Source organism: Nocardioides sp. GCM10030259, from assembly GCF_042666375.1.
In the GTDB taxonomy this organism is placed as follows: Bacteria; Actinomycetota; Actinomycetes; order Propionibacteriales; family Nocardioidaceae; genus Nocardioides.
In genome coordinates, this window is record NZ_JBHTDF010000005.1 from 428842 (window position 1) to 447997 (window position 19156).

At 72.0% G+C, this 19156-nt stretch carries 20 protein-coding genes; 7 read left to right on the forward strand and 13 right to left on the reverse strand.

What is annotated here, in order from left to right; all coding sequences use genetic code 11:
- Positions 1-32: 32 nt before the first annotated feature.
- Entirely contained in the window at positions 33-575 is a 543-nt protein-coding gene (locus ACFQQI_RS06595; RefSeq protein WP_378559721.1) for a TIGR03086 family metal-binding protein, read from the reverse strand.
- A gap of 22 nt (positions 576-597) precedes the next feature.
- On the opposite strand from ACFQQI_RS06595, the gene ACFQQI_RS06600 reads away from it, so the two are divergent.
- The gene (locus tag ACFQQI_RS06600; RefSeq protein ID WP_378559724.1) at positions 598-1278 is read left to right on the forward strand and encodes a GPP34 family phosphoprotein; all 681 of its coding nucleotides are present in this window, start codon (positions 598-600) and stop codon (positions 1276-1278) included.
- Here ACFQQI_RS06600 and ACFQQI_RS06605 read toward each other — a convergent pair.
- A complete protein-coding gene (locus tag ACFQQI_RS06605) occupies positions 1271-1870 on the reverse strand; it encodes a DsbA family protein (protein ID WP_378559727.1) in 600 nt (199 codons plus the stop codon). The two genes, ACFQQI_RS06600 and ACFQQI_RS06605, sit on opposite strands and share 8 nt — an antisense overlap.
- Positions 1871-2080: 210 nt before the next feature.
- On the opposite strand from ACFQQI_RS06605, the gene pepN reads away from it, so the two are divergent.
- A complete protein-coding gene (gene pepN, locus ACFQQI_RS06610) occupies positions 2081-4624 on the forward strand; it encodes an aminopeptidase N (protein ID WP_378559730.1) in 2544 nt (847 codons plus the stop codon).
- Positions 4625-4771: 147 nt separating this feature from the next.
- Here the strand turns inward: pepN and ACFQQI_RS06615 are convergent, their stop codons facing one another.
- A complete protein-coding gene (locus tag ACFQQI_RS06615) occupies positions 4772-5158 on the reverse strand; it encodes a DUF5130 family protein (protein WP_378559733.1) in 387 nt (128 codons plus the stop codon).
- Complete coding sequence (locus tag ACFQQI_RS06620; RefSeq protein ID WP_378559736.1) at positions 5145-5498, reverse strand: hypothetical protein; 354 nt, start codon at positions 5496-5498, stop codon at positions 5145-5147. Before ACFQQI_RS06620 ends, ACFQQI_RS06615 begins: the two co-directional genes overlap by 14 nt.
- Before the next feature lie 100 nt (positions 5499-5598).
- Between ACFQQI_RS06620 and ACFQQI_RS06625 the strand changes: the two genes are divergently transcribed.
- Entirely contained in the window at positions 5599-6633 is a 1035-nt protein-coding gene (locus tag ACFQQI_RS06625) for a mechanosensitive ion channel family protein (protein WP_378559739.1), read from the forward strand.
- A gap of 30 nt (positions 6634-6663) precedes the next feature.
- Here the strand turns inward: ACFQQI_RS06625 and ACFQQI_RS06630 are convergent, their stop codons facing one another.
- Positions 6664-7089: an OsmC family protein gene (locus ACFQQI_RS06630; RefSeq protein ID WP_378559742.1), complete on the reverse strand. Its 426-nt coding sequence runs from the start codon at positions 7087-7089 to the stop codon at positions 6664-6666.
- 109 nt (positions 7090-7198) lie between these two features.
- Between ACFQQI_RS06630 and ACFQQI_RS06635 the strand changes: the two genes are divergently transcribed.
- Positions 7199-7573 carry a globin gene (locus ACFQQI_RS06635; RefSeq protein ID WP_378559745.1) on the forward strand — a complete coding sequence of 125 codons (375 nt, stop codon included), beginning with the start codon at positions 7199-7201 and terminating at the stop codon, positions 7571-7573.
- 10 nt (positions 7574-7583) lie between these two features.
- Here the strand turns inward: ACFQQI_RS06635 and ACFQQI_RS06640 are convergent, their stop codons facing one another.
- Complete coding sequence (locus tag ACFQQI_RS06640; protein ID WP_378559748.1) at positions 7584-8417, reverse strand: acyl-CoA thioesterase; 834 nt, start codon at positions 8415-8417, stop codon at positions 7584-7586.
- 62 nt (positions 8418-8479) lie between these two features.
- Positions 8480-8659 carry a hypothetical protein gene (locus tag ACFQQI_RS06645; RefSeq protein ID WP_378559751.1) on the reverse strand — a complete coding sequence of 60 codons (180 nt, stop codon included), beginning with the start codon at positions 8657-8659 and terminating at the stop codon, positions 8480-8482.
- A 115-nt stretch (positions 8660-8774) separates the two neighbouring features.
- On the opposite strand from ACFQQI_RS06645, the gene ACFQQI_RS06650 reads away from it, so the two are divergent.
- Complete coding sequence (locus ACFQQI_RS06650; RefSeq protein ID WP_378559753.1) at positions 8775-9410, forward strand: TetR/AcrR family transcriptional regulator; 636 nt, start codon at positions 8775-8777, stop codon at positions 9408-9410.
- Between the two features lie 90 nt (positions 9411-9500).
- On the forward strand, positions 9501-10715 hold the full coding sequence (locus ACFQQI_RS06655; RefSeq protein ID WP_378559756.1) for an acetyl-CoA C-acetyltransferase: 1215 nt from the start codon (positions 9501-9503) through the stop codon (positions 10713-10715).
- A gap of 3 nt (positions 10716-10718) precedes the next feature.
- On the opposite strand, the gene ACFQQI_RS06660 is transcribed toward ACFQQI_RS06655, so the two are convergent.
- On the reverse strand, positions 10719-11807 hold the full coding sequence (locus ACFQQI_RS06660; protein WP_378559759.1) for a DNA glycosylase AlkZ-like family protein: 1089 nt from the start codon (positions 11805-11807) through the stop codon (positions 10719-10721).
- Between the two features lie 57 nt (positions 11808-11864).
- Between ACFQQI_RS06660 and ACFQQI_RS06665 the strand changes: the two genes are divergently transcribed.
- Positions 11865-12365, forward strand: coding sequence for a MarR family winged helix-turn-helix transcriptional regulator (locus ACFQQI_RS06665; protein WP_378559762.1), 501 nt, complete (start codon positions 11865-11867; stop codon positions 12363-12365).
- On the opposite strand, the gene ACFQQI_RS06670 is transcribed toward ACFQQI_RS06665, so the two are convergent.
- From ACFQQI_RS06670 to ettA, 5 genes are all read right to left on the reverse strand, one after another.
- On the reverse strand, positions 12362-13015 hold the full coding sequence (locus ACFQQI_RS06670; RefSeq protein WP_378559891.1) for a PAS domain-containing protein: 654 nt from the start codon (positions 13013-13015) through the stop codon (positions 12362-12364). The genes ACFQQI_RS06665 and ACFQQI_RS06670 overlap by 4 nt on opposite strands.
- A 5-nt stretch (positions 13016-13020) precedes the next feature.
- The gene (locus ACFQQI_RS06675; RefSeq protein ID WP_378559765.1) at positions 13021-13428 is read right to left on the reverse strand and encodes an SDR family oxidoreductase; all 408 of its coding nucleotides are present in this window, start codon (positions 13426-13428) and stop codon (positions 13021-13023) included.
- Entirely contained in the window at positions 13425-14099 is a 675-nt protein-coding gene (locus tag ACFQQI_RS06680) for a hypothetical protein (RefSeq protein ID WP_378559768.1), read from the reverse strand. The genes ACFQQI_RS06675 and ACFQQI_RS06680 overlap by 4 nt, the downstream gene beginning before the upstream one ends.
- 91 nt (positions 14100-14190) lie before the next feature.
- A complete protein-coding gene (locus ACFQQI_RS06685) occupies positions 14191-17355 on the reverse strand; it encodes a BTAD domain-containing putative transcriptional regulator (RefSeq protein ID WP_378559771.1) in 3165 nt (1054 codons plus the stop codon).
- An 84-nt stretch (positions 17356-17439) separates the two neighbouring features.
- Positions 17440-19122: an energy-dependent translational throttle protein EttA gene (gene ettA / locus ACFQQI_RS06690; RefSeq protein ID WP_378559774.1), complete on the reverse strand. Its 1683-nt coding sequence runs from the start codon at positions 19120-19122 to the stop codon at positions 17440-17442.
- Between the last annotated feature and the right edge of the window lie 34 nt (positions 19123-19156).

Genomic DNA, 19156 nt, shown 5'->3' on the forward strand with positions numbered 1-19156 from the left:
CGGGCGCCAGCCGACGTCCGCCGCGTCCGTGGTCAGCGCGCGGACCGTCCGGCGTACGCCGCGAGCCGCTGGTACGGACCTGCGTCGGCGGGCACGGACTGCTCCGGACCGAACGCCGGACCGCGGTTGTCGGCGGTCAGGTTGGCCCGCATGAACGCCAGACCCCGCGCGGCGACCTCCGGGTCGAGCGCGTCGACGGGGACGCCGAGCGCGGTCGCGAGGTCCCAGGTGTGGACGGCGATCTCCGCGGTCTGCCAGTCCGCGCTCACCGGTCCGTCGGCGGGAGCCTCGTGCCAGGCGTGGATCAGGTTGTCCCCGGAGACCCGGAAGGCCGGTCCCCATCCCTCAGCGACGTGCTTGGGTGGCGCCGCCCAGTCCGGCTCACCGCCCTGCATCATCGTCAGGAACGTGCCCGGCGACGCGATCAGGTGGTCGGCGAGCGCGGCGACGTCCCAGTCGGCGCAGGGCGTGGGCCGCCCGAGCCGGTCGGGGTGCACGTGGTCGAGGACGTCTCCGGCCTGGTCGATCGCTCTCGCGAGCACCCGGACCTCGTCGCCCCAGTCGGCGTCCGCCATGTATCCATCGTAACGTCGGAACATGGCGACACTGATCGCGGAAGACCTCTTGCTGCTGGTGCTCGACGACGAGAAGGGCACGCTGACCACGGCGTACCCCCAGGCCGCCCTCGGCGGTGCGGTGCTCGTGGAGCTCGCGCTGACCAACGCCGTGGAGGTCGAGGAGAAGACCAGCGTCTGGCGTACGGCGAAGGTGCTGGCGCTGCCGGGAGCGCGGCCCGACGACGACGTGCTGGCGGCGGCGTACGACGTGGTGGCGGAGCGGCCGCGCACGGCCCAGGACCTCGTGGACCGGCTGGGCAAGGGCCTCAAGGACCGGCTCGCCGAGCGCCTCGTCGACCGCGGGCTGCTGGAGCGCAGCGACGGCCGGGTGCTCGGGCTGTTCCCGCGGACCCGCTGGCCCGCGGCGGACACCACCCACGAGGAGCAGGTCCGCCGCGCGCTCAGCGCCGTCCTCGTGCAGGGACTGACGCCCGACGAGCGCACCGGGGCGCTGGTCGCCGTCCTGCACGCCATCGACAAGGCGCACAAGGTGGTCGACCGCGACCGGCTCCCGGCCCGCGAGGTGCGCAAGCGCGCCAAGGCGATCGCCGAGGGCGAGTGGGCAGCGAAGGCGGTCCGCGACGCGATCAACGCCTCGACCGCAGCTATCGCCGCGGTGGCCGCCTCGACGGCGGCGGCCAGCGGAGCAGCCTCTAGCTGAAGTCGAGGTCCTCGGTGCGGCTGCGCTTGAGCTCGTAGAAGTGCTCGAACTTCGACAGCGTGACGAAGGAGTCCCACATCCGGCCGGCGTCCTCGCCGCGGGGCGCCTTGCTGATGACCGGGCCGAAGAACGCCCGCCCCTCGAAGGCGATGGTGGGGGTGCCGACCTCGTTGCCGACCTGGTCCATGCCGCGCTTGTGGGAGTTCGCGATCGCCTCGTCGTACGACGAGTCGTCCATCGCGTCGGCGAGCGAGAGGTCGAGGCCAGCCTCCTCGAGGGCCGCCTCGATCATCGCGCGGTCCTTCTCCTGCTTCTCGATGTGGATGCGCGTGCCCATCGCGGTGTAGAGCGGCAGCAGGACCTCCTTGCCGTACTTCTCCTCGGCGGCCATCAGCACCCGCACGGGCTGCCAGGCGGTCGCGAGGAACTCGCGGTACGAGTCCGGGATGTCCTTGTCCTCGTTGAGGTAGGCGAGGCTCATGATGTGCCAGGTCACCGAGATGTCGCGGACCTTCTCGACCTCGAGGATCCAGCGGGACGTGATCCACGCGAACGGGCAGGCGGGATCGAACCAGAAGTCAGCGTTGCTCATGTCCAGTGAAATCCGGACAGTCCCGGACCTATTCCCGCGGCGGCCACGCTCATCAGGTCGACGAAGCGCTCGCGGAGGCCCGGCCGGGGCGCCGCACCAGCTCCTCGCGCATCATCGCGACGTGCGCGACCGGGCCGCGCTCGCTCACGGGCCCATCGTGCCGGTGCCGCCTTTTCACCGGCGGACACCCCGGGTGGCAGGATGCACCGCATGCCCGGAACCAACCTGACGAGGGACGAGGCCGCTACCCGCGCCGCACTCCTGGACGTCACGTCGTACTCCATCGACCTGGATCTCACGACTGGCGAGAAGACGTTCGGATCGACCACGACCATCCGCTTCACCTGTGCCGAGCCCGGCGCGGAGACGTTCGCGGACCTGGTCGACGCGACGGTCCACGAGATCACGCTCAACGGTGAGTCGCTCGACCCGGCCACGGCGTACGCCGACAGCCGCATCGCGCTCCCCGGCCTGCAGGCCGACAACGAGCTCGTGGTGCGCGCGGACTGCACCTACTCGCGCACCGGCGAGGGTCTGCACCGCTTCGTCGACCCGGTCGACGACCGCGTCTACCTCTACTCGCAGTTCGAGGTGCCGGACGCCCGGCGCGTCTACACGACGTTCGAGCAGCCCGACCTCAAGGCGCCGTTCACGTTCACGGTGACCGCGCCCGACCACTGGAAGGTCGTCTCCAACTCACCCACTCCCGAGCCGGAGGGCGCCGCCGACGGCAAGGCCGTCTGGCGGTTCGCGCCGACCAAGCCGATGTCGACGTACATCACCGCGATCGTCGCCGGTGAGTATCACGAGGTCCAACACGTCTACCAGGGCAAGCACGGCGACATCCCGCTCGGCCACTACTGCCGTCAGTCACTGGTCGAGCACCTCGACGTCGACGAGCTGGTGAAGCTGACCGAGCAGGGCTTCGAGTTCTTCGAGGACGTCTTCGACTACCCCTATCCGTTCGGCAAGTACGACCAGCTCTACGTGCCGGAGTACAACATGGGCGCGATGGAGAACGCCGGCTGCGTCACGCTGCGCGACGAGTACCTCCCCCGCAGCCGCCAGCCGCGCTCGTTCTACGAGTTCCGCTGCTCGGTGATCCTGCACGAGATGGCCCACATGTGGTTCGGCGACCTCGTGACCATGAAGTGGTGGGACGACCTCTGGCTGAACGAGTCGTTCGCCGAGTGGGCCTGCTACCACGCCGAGGTCGAGGCCACGGAGTTCACCGACGCCTGGACCGGCTTCGCCAACGCCCGCAAGCAGACGGGCTACCGGCAGGACCAGATGCCGAGCACCCACCCGATCGCCGCCGACAACCACGACCTGCGTGCGGTCGAGGTGAACTTCGACATGATCACCTACGCCAAGGGCGCGGCGGTGCTCAAGCAGCTGGTCGCCTGGGTCGGCCTCGAGCCGTTCCTGCAGGGCCTGCGCCAGTACTTCAAGGACTTCGAGTACTCGAACTCCGAGTTCAGCGACCTGCTCGCCGCGCTCGAGAAGTCCTCCGGCCGCGAGCTCACCGGGTGGGCCGCCGAGTGGCTCCAGACCGCCGGCGTGAACACCCTCGCCCCGGCGTTCGAGCTGGACGCCGACGGCCGCTACACGTCCTTCTCCGTCACCCAGACCGCGCACCCCGACTGGCCGACGCTGCGCCGGCACCGGATCGGCATCGGCCTCTACGACGAGGTCGACGGCCGCCTCGTGCGCCGGTCGTCGTTCGAGATCGACGTCGAGGGCGCGAGCACCCAGGTCGCTGAGCTGGTCGGTGAGCAGCAGCCCGACCTCCTGCTCCTCAACGAGGGCGACCTGACCTACGCCAAGATCCGCCTCGACGAGCGGTCGCTCGCCACCGTCGTCGCCGGGCTGTCGAAGCTCGACGACTCGCTGGCCCGGGCGCTCGTGTGGGGCGCCGCGTGGGACATGACCCGCGACGCCGAGATGGCGGCGACCGACTACGTCGCGCTCGTGCTCGCCAACATCGGCGCCGAGACCGACCCGTGGGGCGTCAGCCGGATCCCGACCAATGCGCTGCAGGCCGTGAATCTGTTCTCCGCACCCGCCAACCGCCCGGCGCTGCGCGCTCGGTACGAGACCGGCCTGCGCGAGCTGCTGCTCGCGGCCGAACCCGGCAGCGACCAGCAGCTCACGTTCGCGCGGACCTACGCCGCCGTCGCGCACAGCGAGCAGGCGATCGCCGACCTCGAGGCGCTGCTCGACGGCGACCTCACGGTCGAGGGCCTCGCGATCGACCAGGACCTGCGCTGGTCGCTGGTCACCGCGCTCGCCGTCAACGGCCGCGAGGGCGGCCGCATCGAGGCCGAGGCCGCCGCCGACAACACCATCTCCGGCCAGGAGAACGCCGCCGCGGCCCGGGCGTCCCGCCCGACGGCCGAGGCCAAGGCCGAGGCGTGGGAGCTCGCGATGGTGCGCGACGACGTCGCCAACGAGACCCAGCGCAGCGTGGTGCTCGCGTTCCAGCGGTTCGGCCAGGACCAGGTGCTCGCGCCGTACGTCGAGAAGTACCTCGCCGCCGCGGAGACGATGTGGGAGGAGAAGGGCACCCAGCGCGCCTCGACCGCCCTGGAGTTCATCTTCCCGCGCCCGCTGGCCGGCCAGCACCTGCTCGACCGGGTCGACTCGTGGCTCGCGTCGACGCAGGCCAACCCCGCCGCCAAGCGCTACGTCCACGAGGGCCGGGCCGACGTCGTCCGCGCCCTCGCCGCCCAGGCGAGAGATGCCCAGGGCTGATCGTCGCGGCCTGCAGGTTTCCCCGGTTCGCCGGGGAAACCGACGCGCCGACTTGGGCCGGGTCGGCGGTGGGAGATCCACCGTCTCGCGGCCCAAAAAGGTGGCTGAGCCACCGCCACCCGCGACCCGGGCGAGTCGGGGATCGGCTCAGGCCTGCTCGGCGTGAAGCGTGTCGGGGGTGCGGGCGTGGTCGGCCAGCATCTGGACGCCGCGGCGGAGGCCGCCGACGAGGTCGCCGGCGGCGAACGACGACTCCATCTGCAGCGCGGTGAGCTCGACCTCGTGGTCGGTCAGCGCTCGGCGCACGACGCCACCGGTGACGATCTCGAGGAAGCGCGACGCGGGGTCGAGCATGATCAGGATGCTGCGCTCGGGTGCGACCAGGGAGTTGTGCAGCTGCGTGGCGAAGGCGCGGGGGTCAGCGCTCGAGCGACCGACGAAGACGCTGAACTCGAACCGGGAGTCCTGCTCCGCCTTGCGGATCGCCTCGTCGATCTGGAAGCGCTCGGCGGCGTTGAACTCACCAACGCCCACTTGCGCCACCCGCCTTCGACTCCTCGCCGTCCGGGGCGGGCAGCTGGGCGGTGCCGGAGCGCGGGCCGCCGAACCACTGGTCCTGGGTGGCGTGGCCGCCCGGCGTGAACCGCTCGCCCTTGACGATGCCGGGGATCACCACGAGCGCGGTGATCACCAGGAAGATCAGCAGCGGGACGCCCGCGAGCAGGAGCACCGCCTCGACCGGGTCGACCTCGGTGGGGGGAGCCCAGCCCTCGGGCACGTCGGCACCGGCCGGCGCGCCGGCGGCGAGGACGAGAGCCCCGGCGAGGAGCGCGACGGAGGTACGACGGACGCGGCGGGCGAGCTTCGTGGTCACGTGAGGATGGTATCGGGTCAGGGCCGCCGGACCGGCCCGAGGGTGAGCCCCACGGTCTTGCCCCGGTGCGGTAGACATGGGGCCCATGTTCGGCTTCCAGATGAGCGATCCCTGCGAGACCGGCGAGCAGGTGTGCGACGTCGTCGAGGACTGGACCGGCAACCAGACCCTCGCGAACATCTCCGACGTCGTGATCGGCAAGCCGCTGGCGCTGCTGTGGCTGCTGATCCTGTTCGTGGTCGTCCGCTGGGCCCTGCACCGGGTGGTGGACCGGCTCGTGGCGCGCGCCGAGGACGGCGTGCTCCCGGACAAGATGAGCAGGTTCGGCCTGCGTGGCAAGGCGGCCCGCAACGCCGAGGCGCGAGACCTCGCCACGCAGACCCGCCGGGTCCAGCGCGCCAAGACGATGGGCAGCCTGCTCAAGAGCGTCATCACCGGGCTGCTCATCGCGATCTTCGGCACCATGGCCCTCAGCGAGCTCGGCGTGAACATCGCGCCGATCATCGCCTCCGCCGGCATCATCGGCCTGGCGCTCGGCTTCGGCGCGCAGTCGCTCGTGAAGGACTTCCTGTCCGGCATCTTCATGATCTTCGAGGACCAGTACGGCGTGGGTGACGTGGTCGACGTCGGGGAGGCCAGCGGCACAGTGGAGGCCGTCAGCCTCCGGGTCACCCGGCTGCGCGACCTCAACGGCACGGTCTGGTACGTCCCCAACGGCGAGATCCTGCGCGTCGGCAACATGAGCCAGAACTGGTCCCGCGCGGTCGTCGACGTCAACATCGGCTACCACGAGGACATCCCTCGCGTGGAGGGCGTGCTGAAGGAGCTCGCCCACGGCCTGTGGGAGGACGAGGACTTCCGCGGCCTGGTCATCGAGGAGCCTGAGGTCACCGGCGTCGAGATGTTCACCCCCGACGGCATCACCCTGCGGGTGCTGCTGAAGACCGCACCCATGGAGCAGTGGGGCGTGGCGCGCGCGCTGCGGCAGCGCATCAAGGCGCGCTTCGACCACGAGGGCATCGAGATCGCGCTCCCGCAGCGCGTCATCTGGCACCGGGACCAGCCGACGCCCGACACGCCCCCGAAGACGGAGGCGGGCTCCTCCCCTGCTGGGGAAGAGCCCGCCGGAGGCTGAGGGCACCGGCGCCGCGGACCTCACCGCTGATCAGGACAGCGCGGCGTCCAGCGTGATCGTGGTGCCGGTGAGCGCCTGGCTGACCGGGCAGCCCTCCTTGGCAGCCTCGGCGGCCGCGACGAAGTCGTCGTTGCTGATGCCCTCGACGACGCCGCGGACGGTCAGCTTGATGCCGGTGATGCCGGTGCCGGGCGTGAACTCGACGGCCGCCTGGGTGTCGAGCGACGTCGCCGGCGTGCCCGCCTTGGCGAGGCCGTTGGAGAACGCCATCGAGAAGCAGGACGAGTGCGCGGCCGCGATCAGCTCCTCGGGGCTGGTCTTGCCGTTCGCCTCCTCCGCACGCGAGGGCCAGGAGACGTCGTAGGTGCCGATGCCGGAGGACTCCAGCGTGACCTGGCCGGCGCCCTCGAACAGGGTGCCCTCCCAGTGGGTGGTGGCGGTGCGGGTCGTGGGCATGTGCTGATCACTCCTCGTACTGGTGACGGTGCGTGTGCTCGGAAGACCTTCGTCGCGAGTCTTGCACGCCGATGTGGGGACCTCACCGTGCCACCGTCAGAATGGACGGGTGACGACGTTCTACGAGGAGATCGGCGGCTTCGAGACCTTCCAGCGGATCGTCGCGAAGTTCTACGAAGGCGTCGCGGAGGATCCAGTGCTCCGCCCGATGTACCCCGAGGAGGACCTCGGGCCGGCCGAGGAGCGCTTCCTGCACTTCCTCGTGCAGTACTGGGGCGGCCCCACGACGTACTCCGACAACCGGGGGCACCCGCGGCTGCGGATGCGGCACGCGCCGTTCGCCGTGACGCCGGAGGCCAAGGAGCACTGGCTCCGCCACTTCCGCGCGGGGCTCGACGAGGCGAAGCTGACGCCGGAGCAGGACCGGCAGTTCTGGGAGTACGTCACGCACGCCGCCCAGTTCATGGTCAACACCTTCGAGTGACCGCTCAGGCTCAGGTCGGCAGCAGCTCCCGCAGCCGGTCGAGGTAGGCGTCGCCGGGCGCCGTCGAGCGCTCGATGGCGCCGTCGAAGAACACGATCGTGACCCGAGCGCGGGCGAGCACGGTGTCGCCGTCGCTGATCACCGACTCGAGCGTCGCGGAGCGCTGCCCGACGTGGACGACCCACGTCCACGCGTCGTACGCCTCGGGGCGGAAGAGGATCGGCACGCGGTAGTCGACGTCGGTCTGGGCGACGACGAGCGTGACCGGGTCGAGGCCGTCCCACGTCCGGGCGAAGCCGGAGATGCGGGCCTCCTGGAAGTACTCGAAGTACTTGACGTTGTTGACGTGGCCGTAGACGTCGACGTCGGAGAAGCGCACCTGCACCGGGTAGTGCAGCGCGCGCTCGGGATGCCCGGCCGGCAGCGGTGGCCGCCGCGCCGACTCCTCGGGCTCCAGGAAGAGGGAGAGCGACTCGCGCTCCCGGTCACCGAGCCGGCGCGGGCGCTCGGTGGCGAAGAGGTAGGGCGTGAGCACGGTCTTCGCGCGTGCGTAGACCCGGCGCTCCCCGGCCGCGTCCTCGTGGAAGATCTCGTACGCGATCGTGAACGTCGCGGCCCGGATCTCGGTCACCCACGACTCGATGCTGACGGGCCGGAACCCGAAGTGCAGCGGCGAGACGTAGGTGACCTCGTGGCGGACGACCACGACCCCCTCGGCCAGCGCGCCGGTGCTGGAGACGGCCGGACCGTGGGTGCGGAGCATGTCCACGCGGGCCTCCTGGAGGTAGTCCACGTAGACGACGTTGTTGACGTGCCCGAGCTGGTCCATGTCGGCCCACCGCATCGGACACTCGTAGCGGTGTCGCACGCCCCCGATGCTGCCAGACGCCGGAGGTGCGTCCGCGGTCAGTGGCTGGCGACGAGACCGCGGTAGTAGGTGCGGAGCGACTCGTGCCGAGCCAGGCGCTCCTTGCGGCTGCTCGCGACGACGCTGACGAGGGCGCCGAGGGCGACGACGCCGACGATCGTCGCCAGGACGATGAACGCGATGGCAAGAGCGGCGATGGTGCCGTTGACGAGGATCATGGCAGTGCCTTTCTACATCTGTTGTCTACTGATGTAGAAAGGTACTCCGGCCCTCCAAACGGCGCCAAGATCGCGGGGTAGTGTCACCAGTCACAGACCGAGCCGAGGGAGCGACGTGTCACCCAGCAGCACCGACGCCTCCGTCGTCGCGACGCCCCTGTCGCCGCGACGCCGCGAGCTGCTCGACGCCGCGCTGCACGTCATCGCCGACGAGGGGCTCAAGGGCCTCACCCACCGCGCCGTCGACCGCCGCGCGGGCCTGGCCGAGGGCAGCTGCTCGGCGTACTGGCGCACCCGCAGCGCACTCCAGGCGGCGCTGACCGAGTACGTCGCCGACGCGCTGCTCGCCGACGTCGACCGGCTGGCGGAGCACATCCGCAGCTGCGGACCCGACGACGACGCGGGCATGCAGAGCGCCCTGGAGCTCTTCCTGCGGTGGCTCGACCAGCGCGAGCTCCTGGTCGCGCGGCTCGAGCTCACGATGGCCGCGAGCCGCGACGCCGAGCTCGCCCAGCTGCTCGCCGACCACCGCGCCCAGCTGGTGACCATCGTCGACACGATCCTGACCGCGGCCGGCAAGGAGCACGGCGCGGAGCGGGCCGAGGCGCTGGTGGCGTCCTACGACGGGCTGTTGCTCGCCGCGCTGCTCAGGCCAGCAGGCACGCGCCGGGAGTTCCTCGAGCGCTCACTGGAGCTGCTGGGCTCCTCGCTGGCCGGCGTCGCCGACCAGGACGCGTCCGCGGAGGCGTGACCAACGCCGCACGAGCCAGAACTGGAACACGGTCTAGTGTGAGGCCGGCAGCAGCACCGACCCGAACGCCCTCGTCTTCAAGGAGTGTCCATGCCCGAGGCAGTCATCGTTTCCGCGGCCCGCACGCCCATCGGCCGCGCCAACAAGGGCTCGATGACCGAGTTCCGTCCGGACGACCTGACGGCGTTCATCGTGAAGGCGGCGCTGGACAAGATCCCGGCCCTCGACCCGACGACGATCGACGACCACTACCTCGGCTGCGGCCTCCCGGGCGGCGAGTCCGGCAACAACATGGCGCGCGTGGTCAACGTGCTCAACGGCCTCGACGACGTGCCGGGCGCGACGATCACCCGCTACTGCTCCTCCTCGGTGCAGACCACGCGGATGGCCTTCCACGCGATCAAGGCGGGCGAGGGCGACGTGTTCATCTCGTCGGGCGTCGAGACCGTGTCGCGGTTCGCCAAGGGCACCTCGGACCACTGGCCCGACACCCACAACCACGAGTTCGACGAGGCCAAGGCGCGCACCGACAAGACCGCCGAGGGCGGGCAGGACTGGCACGACCCGCGCGAGGACGGCCTGCTGCCCGACGTCTACATCGCGATGGGCCAGACCGCCGAGAACGTCGCCCGGTTGCGCGGCCTGAGCCGCCAGGAGCTCGACGAGTTCGGCGTGCGGTCGCAGAACCTCGCCGAGAAGGCGATCAACGACGGCTTCTGGGAGCGCGAGATCACCCCGGTCACCACGCCGAGCGGCACGGTCGTCAGCAAGGACGACGGCCCGCGCGCCGGCGTGACCTACGACGGCATCAAGGACCTCAAGCCCGTCTTCCGCCCCGACGGCGTGGTCACCGCGGGCAACTGCTGCGCGCTCAACGACGGCGCGGCATCGGTCGTCATCATGTCGGACACCAAGGCTGCGGAGCTCGGCCTGAAGCCGCTCGCGCGGATCGTCTCGACGGGCGTCTCCGGCCTCTCCCCCGAGATCATGGGCCTCGGCCCGGTCGAGGCGACGAAGCGGGCCCTGGCCCACGCGGGCATGAGCATCGGCGACATCGACCTCGTCGAGATCAACGAGGCGTTCGCGGCCCAGGTCGTGCCGTCGTACCAGGACCTCGGCATCGACCTCGACCGGCTGAACGTCAACGGCGGCGCGATCGCGGTCGGCCACCCGTTCGGCATGACCGGCGCGCGGCTGCAGAACACGATGCTCAACTCGCTCGACTGGCACGACAAGACCACCGGCCTGATCACCATGTGCGTGGGCGGCGGTCAGGGCATGGCGCTGATCCTCGAGCGACTCTGACCCTCAGCTCTCCCAACCCTCGAACGCCTGGCCGCGGAACGCGGCCAGGCGTTCTGCTTCGTCGGCGACGCCGGCCGGCACTGCGCCGCCGTCCCACATCGTCACCGCGAGCCTGAGCCTCCTGCCCTTGCTGCGCGGGCGCCAGGAGCCGACGACCTCGCCGCCGGCCAGCACGCCGCCAGGGCGACCGAGGGTGCGCCAGAGGTCCTTGCGTGCCGTCTCGTCCGGCACGACCAGGTCGCGGTCGCGGCCCTGGAGGAAGAGGTCGAACGGCCCCAGCAGCCGGACGGCGCCGCTGCCGGGCGGGTCGGCGAGCGCGTCGAGGTCGTCGGCGAGCACGTCGAGCTCCCGCCCGTCGACGAGGACGGGTACGACGTCGTCGGGCCAGTGCGCCCTGACCTCCTTGACGGGGCTGTCGACGTACCCCGCAACCAGCTTCGGGTCGGCCGGGCCCAGGAGGCGGAGAGCGGCGCGCACGGGGTCGAGGTGGGCGGGGACGGACCTCGCCGGCCCGCGCCAGCCCGGGATGCGGTGCAGGACGGGTGGGGACGTGCCGGGCTGGAGCTCCAGCCCCGCCTGGAGTGCGGACAGCCGGAACGGCTGCTCGTAGGTGTGGGTCGCCTGGCACGGGTTGCACCACCGGAGGTAGGGCTCGTCGAGACGTGCCGTGAGCTCGCTCGACATGTCGCCCTTCGCGACCGGCTGCGCCGCGATGTCGCGCATCTCGCCCGCGATGTGGTCGAGTGCCACGCGCACGGGGATGCCGGCCTGCTTGAGCGGTCGGGCCGCGTCGAAGATCCGCTTGGCGGCGTCGGCATCGCTCCACGGGGCGACCGCGGCCGCCACCTGCGCCGCCTCCGCCCGGCGATAGGCGTGCGGCGCGCCGCGCAGGCTCCAGGCGAGGACGAGGTCGGCATCGGGCACCTGGGTGCCCCGGATCCCCAGCGCCCACTGGACGCCGTCGGGCCCGGTGTCCTGGACCCCGAGGTCGAGGATCGCGGCGTCGGAGTGGGATCCCGCGCGGTCGAGCTGCTGCGCGGCGACGCGGAACCGCAGCACCTGCTCGCGTGTCACGCTCGTCGACCTGGTCATGGTCCCATCGTGCGTCACGCCACCGACAGCCGTCGGCGCCGCCCTATAGTGCCAAGGGTGATCGACTCGGGAGACGGCCGGACCAAGTGGCTGGACGAGGAGGAGCAGCGATCCTGGCGCGCGCTGCTCATGGGCATGACCCTGCTCCTCGACCGCCTCGACGACGACCTGCGCCGCTGCTGCGAGCTCTCACTGGTGGAGTACGAGATCCTCGTCCGGCTCTCGGAGCGCGAGGACCGACAGATGCGGATGGCCCAGCTCGCCGACGCACTCGCGCACAGTCGCAGCCGTGTCACGCACACGGTGACCCGCATGGAGAAGGCCGGTCTGGTGGTCCGGAGCAGCTCCCCCGACGACGGCCGCGGCGTCGTCGCGAGCATGACCGCCAAGGGCTACGACCTGCTGTCCCGGACCGCTCCGGTCCACGTCAGCGGCGTCCGCGAGCACCTCGTCGACCTCGCCAGCCGCGAGGACTTCCTCGCGCTCGGCCGGGTGATGAACGCGGTCTCCGACAACCTCGTCGAGGCCCACCCCGAGATGGAGATCCGCCGGAGCTAGCCCGGGGGCTGCGCTGCAGGACCCCAGGCGTCCCCGTCCGACTCGATCCGTCGTGACATCCGCTCCAACGCCCGGCGGGACTGATCGGTCAGCATCTCGGCGCGCACCCGCCGCGCGGTGGCGTCCTGGCGCAGCGCCTCGACGAGGCCGCTGGTCTCGCCCAGCGGCCGCGCCCCGGCCGGGTCGGTCTGGTCGGTCGGCGCGACGAGGTGGCGCTCGAGCGCCGTGGCGACCAGGAGGTGCGTCACGTCCTCGACATGGTGGAGGACGCCGACCGTGCGGCCGTCGGGATCGCGGATCGGTGAGTTGGTGGGGAGCCAGCTCTTGTCGACGTACGTTCCCGTCACCGGGTCACGCACGTCGTACCGCTGCAGCGCCATCCGATCCGGCACGCCGGACACGAGGGCCTGCTCGAACGACTGGCCGAGACGCTCGACCCCGCGCGCCTCAGGCGTGGCCGGGTTGTCGGGGAACACCTCGAACATGAACTCCCCCACCATGTCGGACGCCGCCTGGAGGGTCGCACGCTCGTAGGCCGCGTTGGCCGCCCGGATGCGGAAGTCCGTGTCCACCAGCAGGTAGGGCGCGGCGCTCGCACGGAACGCCATCCTGTCGATGACTCCGCGGATCGCGGTGTCGGCCAGGCCCATGGAGCTCACCTCCTGGAATCTGCTCCGAGCCTAATCGAGGAGGCGCCGGTTGTGGCGCGAGCCTGCTCCTCGCGGGCGATGACCGCGGCGATCCATTGCTCGTGATCGTCGTTCTCCACCACGACGAGCATCGTGCGCGCCGCAGCACACACCGCCGCGACCACCCCGAGAGCCGCCCGGCCCTCGGGGCTTCCGTCGGCGCCGACGTAGACGACCGCACGGACGCCGGCGGCCGCCTCCGTCACCGTCGCCGGGTCGGCCAGGTCGCCGATCCGGGGGACGACGCCACCGGGGAGGCGCGAGGCGCAGTCCGACCCGCGCACCATGGCCCGCACCTCGACGGCACGGGCGAGGAGGGCGGTCATCACCTCCTCGCCCGTCGGTCCGGTGGCGCCGATGACCAGGACGGTCATCGGGCGGCCGCGGGCACCGAGGCCGCCCGGTCGTCGCGCTCGCTCCCGGGACCCGGCCGCACCGAGCGCACGGTGAGCACGCCGAGCGCGACGATCAGCACGCCGCGCAGCAGCTCGATCTGCAGCCCGGTCAGGACCGGCACCACCGGCAACGGCACGAACAGGATGAGCGCCGACGCCACGCCGACCCAGCCGATCCACCTCGGCATCCCCTGCGCGCGCACCAGGGCGATCGAGAAGAGCAGCAGGCCGAGGATGAAGCCGAAGCCGGTGACGACCTGCTCGACCTCGAAGGCGGGCGCGTCGAGGATGACCTCGTTGTCGGCGATCACCTCGGGGTGCTCGTGGGCGAGGTGGTGGCCGGCGAACCCCATGATCACCAGGTGCGGGATCGCGTTGAGCAGGTTGCCGACGAAGTAGAGCAGGTAGCCGACCAGGCCGAGCTTGCCCATCCGTGGCGCTGCCCAGCCGTAGACACCCGGCAGCCCGACGAGGAGCAGCACGGTGCCGGCGAGGAGGGCGGTCGAGCCGAGGGTGTGGTCGGAGGCGAGGGCGCTGGCGTTGTGGGCATGCCCGTCGTCGATCGGGTGCAGCATGCCGCCGAGGATGCAGAGCGGTCCGGCGGCGATCGCGGCGTAGCCGCTGAGGCGGCGCAGCGTGAGGGGATGCATCAGGGTCTCCATCTCAGAGTCGGGTGATGCGATCAGCCTCCGAGGCGGCGCTGGTGGTGCGCTGGTGGCCCGCTGGTGGCTCGTTGCCAGGTCAGTCGGGCAGGGATGCGAGCAACACGCGGGCGCGCTCGGCGTACGGCCGGGCGCCGACGGCCTCGGCCCGGGCCAGGGCCGCCGTCAGGACCTCGCGCGCCTCGGCACGCTCTCCCCGGACGGCGAGCGCGCCGCCGAGGTAGAGCTGCGCCGGACCGAGGCTGGTGTCGCCCGGCCAGAGCACGATGATGCGGTCGCCGTACGAGCGCAGCTCGCCCAGGAGGGCCTCGAGCCGCTCCCCCTCGCGCAGGGCGATCAGCGCGGAGGCGAGCATGATCGTCCAGGCGAGGCGGACGTTGCCGACCGGGGGCGCGGCGAGCAGCCGGTCGATGAGGGGCAGCGCGATGCCGTGGTGCCCGGCCTCCGCGTGGCCCAGGGCGACGACGAGCAGGAAGTCAGGGGCGGCGTCGACCGCCAGCTGGGCGGCGTCGGGCACGACGTCGAGGAGCCGTCCCTCCTGCCACGCGCCGACGCCGTCGACGGTCGCGCGGGAGATCAGGTCGAGCGTGGCGGCGGCCGGCGTCACCAGCGCCGCGGTCTCGGCGGCGGAGGAGGCAAGCGCACGGGCCTCGTCGTTCTCGCCCCGCAGCAGGTGGAGGCCCGCCCGCCACCAGAGGTCGAGCAGGGCGAGGTCGGGGTCGCCCGTGCGGTCGACGAGCTCGGTGAACCGGCGCGCGACGCGGCGCGACTCGGCGACGCGGCCGAGCTCGAGCAGGACGCAGCGGTGCAGATGGGTCGCGGTTGCGGTGAGACCGGGGTCGTGGGCACACGTGGCGAGCAGCTCCTCGACCCGGGCGAGCCGATCTCCGGCGGTCGCCGGCGTCCACGTCGTGAGGACGAGGGCGACCAGCGCGCGGGCACGGGCGTCGCGGTCGGCGCCGGCCTCGTCCAGTGCGCGGGCGGCGAGAGCGGCCGCCGCCGCCGTGTCGGTGCCGATGAGCTGGGTGGCCTCGGCGGCCAGCAGCCGCGCGCGCAGCGGCGGCGGGACGGCGTCGAGGTGGGTGACGGCCTCCGCCAGCAGGGTGGCGTCGCCGAGGAGGGGGAGCCCGAAGAGCGACCAGTAGCCGCCGATCCCGCCCGGGGTGGACTCGAGGGCGGCCTCGGCGAGCCGCTCCCAGTCCTCGCCGCGGCGTGCGATGGCCGCCTCCTCACGCAGCTCGGCCTCGGCCGCCTCCAGGCGCCCCGCCCGCCGCGAGGCGACGCCGGCGACCCGGTGGAGGTCGGCGCGCAGGTCTTCGTCGGCGGCGGAGGCGAGCCCCCGGTGTGCCCAGGTGACGGCGTCCTCGAGGGCGGCGCTGGCCAGGGCGGCGCGCGCGGCGTCCAGGCCCGCGCGGGCGGCCCGGTCGTCGTGCAGCCCGGCCGCGGCGGCCAGCCGGTGCTCGGCCACCGCCGCCGCGAGCCCCACTCCGCCGAGGGCGAAGGCGTCCGCCAGGCGCGTGTGGAGCGCCGTACGCACGGTCGGCGCGAGGCCTTCCCCGACGACCTCGCGGACGAGGTCGTGGGCGAGGCGCAAGTGGCCCGGCTCGGGCTCGTCGACCAGCCCACCGCGAAGCGCGCTGGCCAGCGGCCGCTCGAGCGAGTCGAGGGACTGGCCGGCCGCCGACGCGGCGACCACCAGCGGGACCGGTCGCCCGGCCAGGGCGAGGGCGGCGACGAGCTCCGCGCCGCCGTCCGGGAGCGCGGCGACGCGCTGCCGCACCGCGTCGCGCACGTCGCTCGGCACCCGAGCGTCGTCACCGAGCGCGGCCAGGGAGCGCAGGAAGTACGGATTGCCGCCGGTGCGATCGATGAGCCGCGCTGCCTCGACACCGGCACCCGGGCGACCGGCGAGCAGCGGCGCCGCCTCCTCGAGGGTGAGCCCCGTCAGGCGCAGGTCGACATGGCGGGGGCGGCGGGCCAGGGACCCCAGCACCCGGCCGAGCTCGTCGGGCGCGCGCGGCGGATCGTCGCGCAACGTCAGGACCAGCAACAGGGGCGTGTCGCGCAGCGCGTGAAGGGCGATGTCGAGGACGACGAGCGAGTCGGCGTCGGCCCACTGCGCGTCGTCGAGGACGACGATCGCCCCGTGCTCACGGGTGAGCAGCCGCAGCCGCTCGCCGACGTCGAGCCCGAACGCGAACCGTCCCGCCTCCAGCGTCGGCGTCGCCGGGAGGTCGCCGAGGACCTGGGTCCACGGCCAGTACGCCGGCGCTCCCGGGTCCGCCACGCACCTGCCCCAGAGGACGTCGGCACCGGTCCGCGCGACCAGCTCTTCCACGAGGCTCGTCTTGCCGATGCCGGCCTCGCCCCGCACGACAGCCGTCGTCACGGTGCCGGCGCAGGCCTGCTCCCAACTGCGGGCCAACGCGTCGAGCTCGGCGACCCGGCCGGCGAAGGAGCTCGCTGCCGTCTGCCGCGCCGGGCGGGCGAACAGGGTCGGGTCCTGGTCGAGCAGCCGCTGGTTGAGCTCGACGATCTCCGGGCCCGGGTCGACGCCGAGCTCCTCCACGAGCCGGTCGCGCAGGTCCCGCAGCACGGCGAACGCATCGGCCTGGCGTCCGCAGCGGTAGAGCGCGAGGGCCAGGAGCGCCGAACCGCGCTCCCGCAGCGGGTGCTCGGCGACCAGCAGCCGCAGGTCCGGCACGACCGAGGCGTCCTCCCCCGTCGCCAGCAGAGCCTGCGCCTGCAGCTCGCGCGCGACTACCCGCAGCTCCTCGAGCCGCTGGGTCTCCGGGGCGATCGCGTCGACGTCGGCGATCCCGACGAGGGCGGGTCCGCGCCACAGCGCCAACGCGTCCGCGAGGACCTGCGCCGCCTCCGACGGACGGGTCGTGACGAGGTCGCGGGCGCGCAGCACCTCGGCCTCGAACGTGGCCGCGTCGGTGTCCATGTCGAGGCGGTAGCCGTCGCCGACCGTCACGACCGTGGTCGCCTCGCCGCCACTCACGCGCACCGGCTCGAGCGCGCGACGCAGCCGGGAGATGTACCCCTGCAGCGTCGTCGCCGCCGTCCGCGGCGGGTCTCCCCGCCAGATGAGGTCGGCGAGTGCCTCCGCGCGCACGACCCGGCCGCGGTGCGCGGCCAGGATCGCCAGCACCTCCGCGTGGCGCGGAGCCCCCAGGTCGAGCTCGTCGCTGGTCTCGGTGGTCACCGCGGTCGGCCCCAGCACGCGGACGATCGGCACGATCGGGAACGCTAGCCCCTCGCGCGCCCCCGCACACGAGAACTCGGGGGTTGTGCCGCATCTGCGGCACGACCCCGAGGTCGGTCAGTCGCGCGTCAGGCGGCGGTGGGTGACCCGGTGCGGGCGGGCCGCCTCGGCGCCGAGACGCTCGATCTTGTTCTCCTCGTAGGCCGCGAAGTTGCCCTCGAACCAGAACCACTTCGCGTCGTCCTCGTCGTCGCCCTCCCACGCGAGGATGTGGGTCGCGACCCGGTCGAGGAACCACCGGTCGTGCGACGTCACGACGGCGCAGCCCGGGAAGTCGAGGATGGCGTCCTCGAGCGAGGACAGGGTCTCGACGTCGAGGTCGTTCGTCGGCTCGTCGAGCAGCAGCAGGTTGCCACCCATCTTCAGCGTGAGCGCGAGGTTGAGGCGGTTGCGCTCGCCGCCCGACAGGACGCCGGCCTTCTTCTGCTGGTCGGGTCCCTTGAAGCCGAACGACGCGACGTACGCGCGCGAGTTCATCTCGAAGTTCGCGACCTTGATGAAGTCCAGTCCGTCGGAGACGACCTCCCAGACGTTCTTGTTGGGGTCGATGCCGCCGCGGCTCTGGTCGACGTACGAGATCTTGACGGTCTGGCCGACGTTGAGCTCGCCGCTGTCGGGCGTCTCGGTGCCGGTGATCATCCGGAAGAGCGTGGTCTTGCCGACGCCGTTGGGGCCGATGACCCCGACGATGCCGGCGCGCGGCAGCGAGAACGACAGGTCGTGCATGAGGGTGCGCCCCTCGAAGCCCTTGCTCAGGCCCTTGGCCTCGAGCACCACGTCACCGAGGCGCGGACCCGCCGGGATGTTGATCTCGGAGGTGTCGATCTTGCGGGCGCGGTCGGCCTCGGCCGCCATCTCCTCGTAGCGCGCGAGACGCGATCGGCTCTTCGTCTGCCGGGCCTTGGCGTTGGAGCGGACCCACTCCAGCTCCTTCTCCAGCATCTTGGCGCGCTTGGCGTCCTTCTGCCCCTCGATCTTGAGGCGCTCCTTCTTGGTCTCCAGGTAGGTGGAGTAGTTGCCCTCGTACGGGTGCGTCTTGCCGCGATCGAGCTCGAGGATCCACTGCGCGACGTTGTCGAGGAAGTACCGGTCGTGGGTGACGGCGAGGACGGCACCGGGGTACGACGCGAGGTGGCCCTCGAGCCACTGCACCGACTCGGCGTCGAGGTGGTTGGTGGGCTCGTCGAGCAGCAGCAGGTCGGGCTGCTGGAGCAGCAGCTTGCAGAGCGCGACCCGGCGGCGCTCGCCACCGGACAGGTTGTCGACCAGCGCGTCCGGCGGCGGGCACCGCAGCGCGTCCATGGCCTGGTCGAGCCGGCTGTCGAGGTCCCACGCGTTGGAGTGGTCGAGGTCGGTCTGCAGGTCGCCCATCTCGGCGAGCAGCGCGTCGTAGTCGGCGTCGGGGTCCGCGAGCAGTTCGGAGATCTCGTTGTAGCGGTCGAGCTTGCGCTTGATCTCGCCGGCCGCCTCCTCGACGTTCTCGAGCACGGTCTTGCCCTCGGTCAGCGGCGGCTCCTGCTGGAGCATGCCGACCGTCGCGTCGGGGTCGAGGATGGCGTCCCCGTTGTTGGGGTGGTCGAGCTGCGCCATGATCTTGAGCAGCGAGGACTTGCCCGTCCCGTTCGGTCCGACGACACCGATCTTGGCGCCGTGCAGGAACGAGAGGGTGACGTTGTCGAGCACGACCTTGTCACCGTGGGCCTTGCGCACGTTGCGCAGGGTGAAGACATATTCCGCCATGGTCCCGACCCTAGTGCGCCGGGCGCGTCGGGCC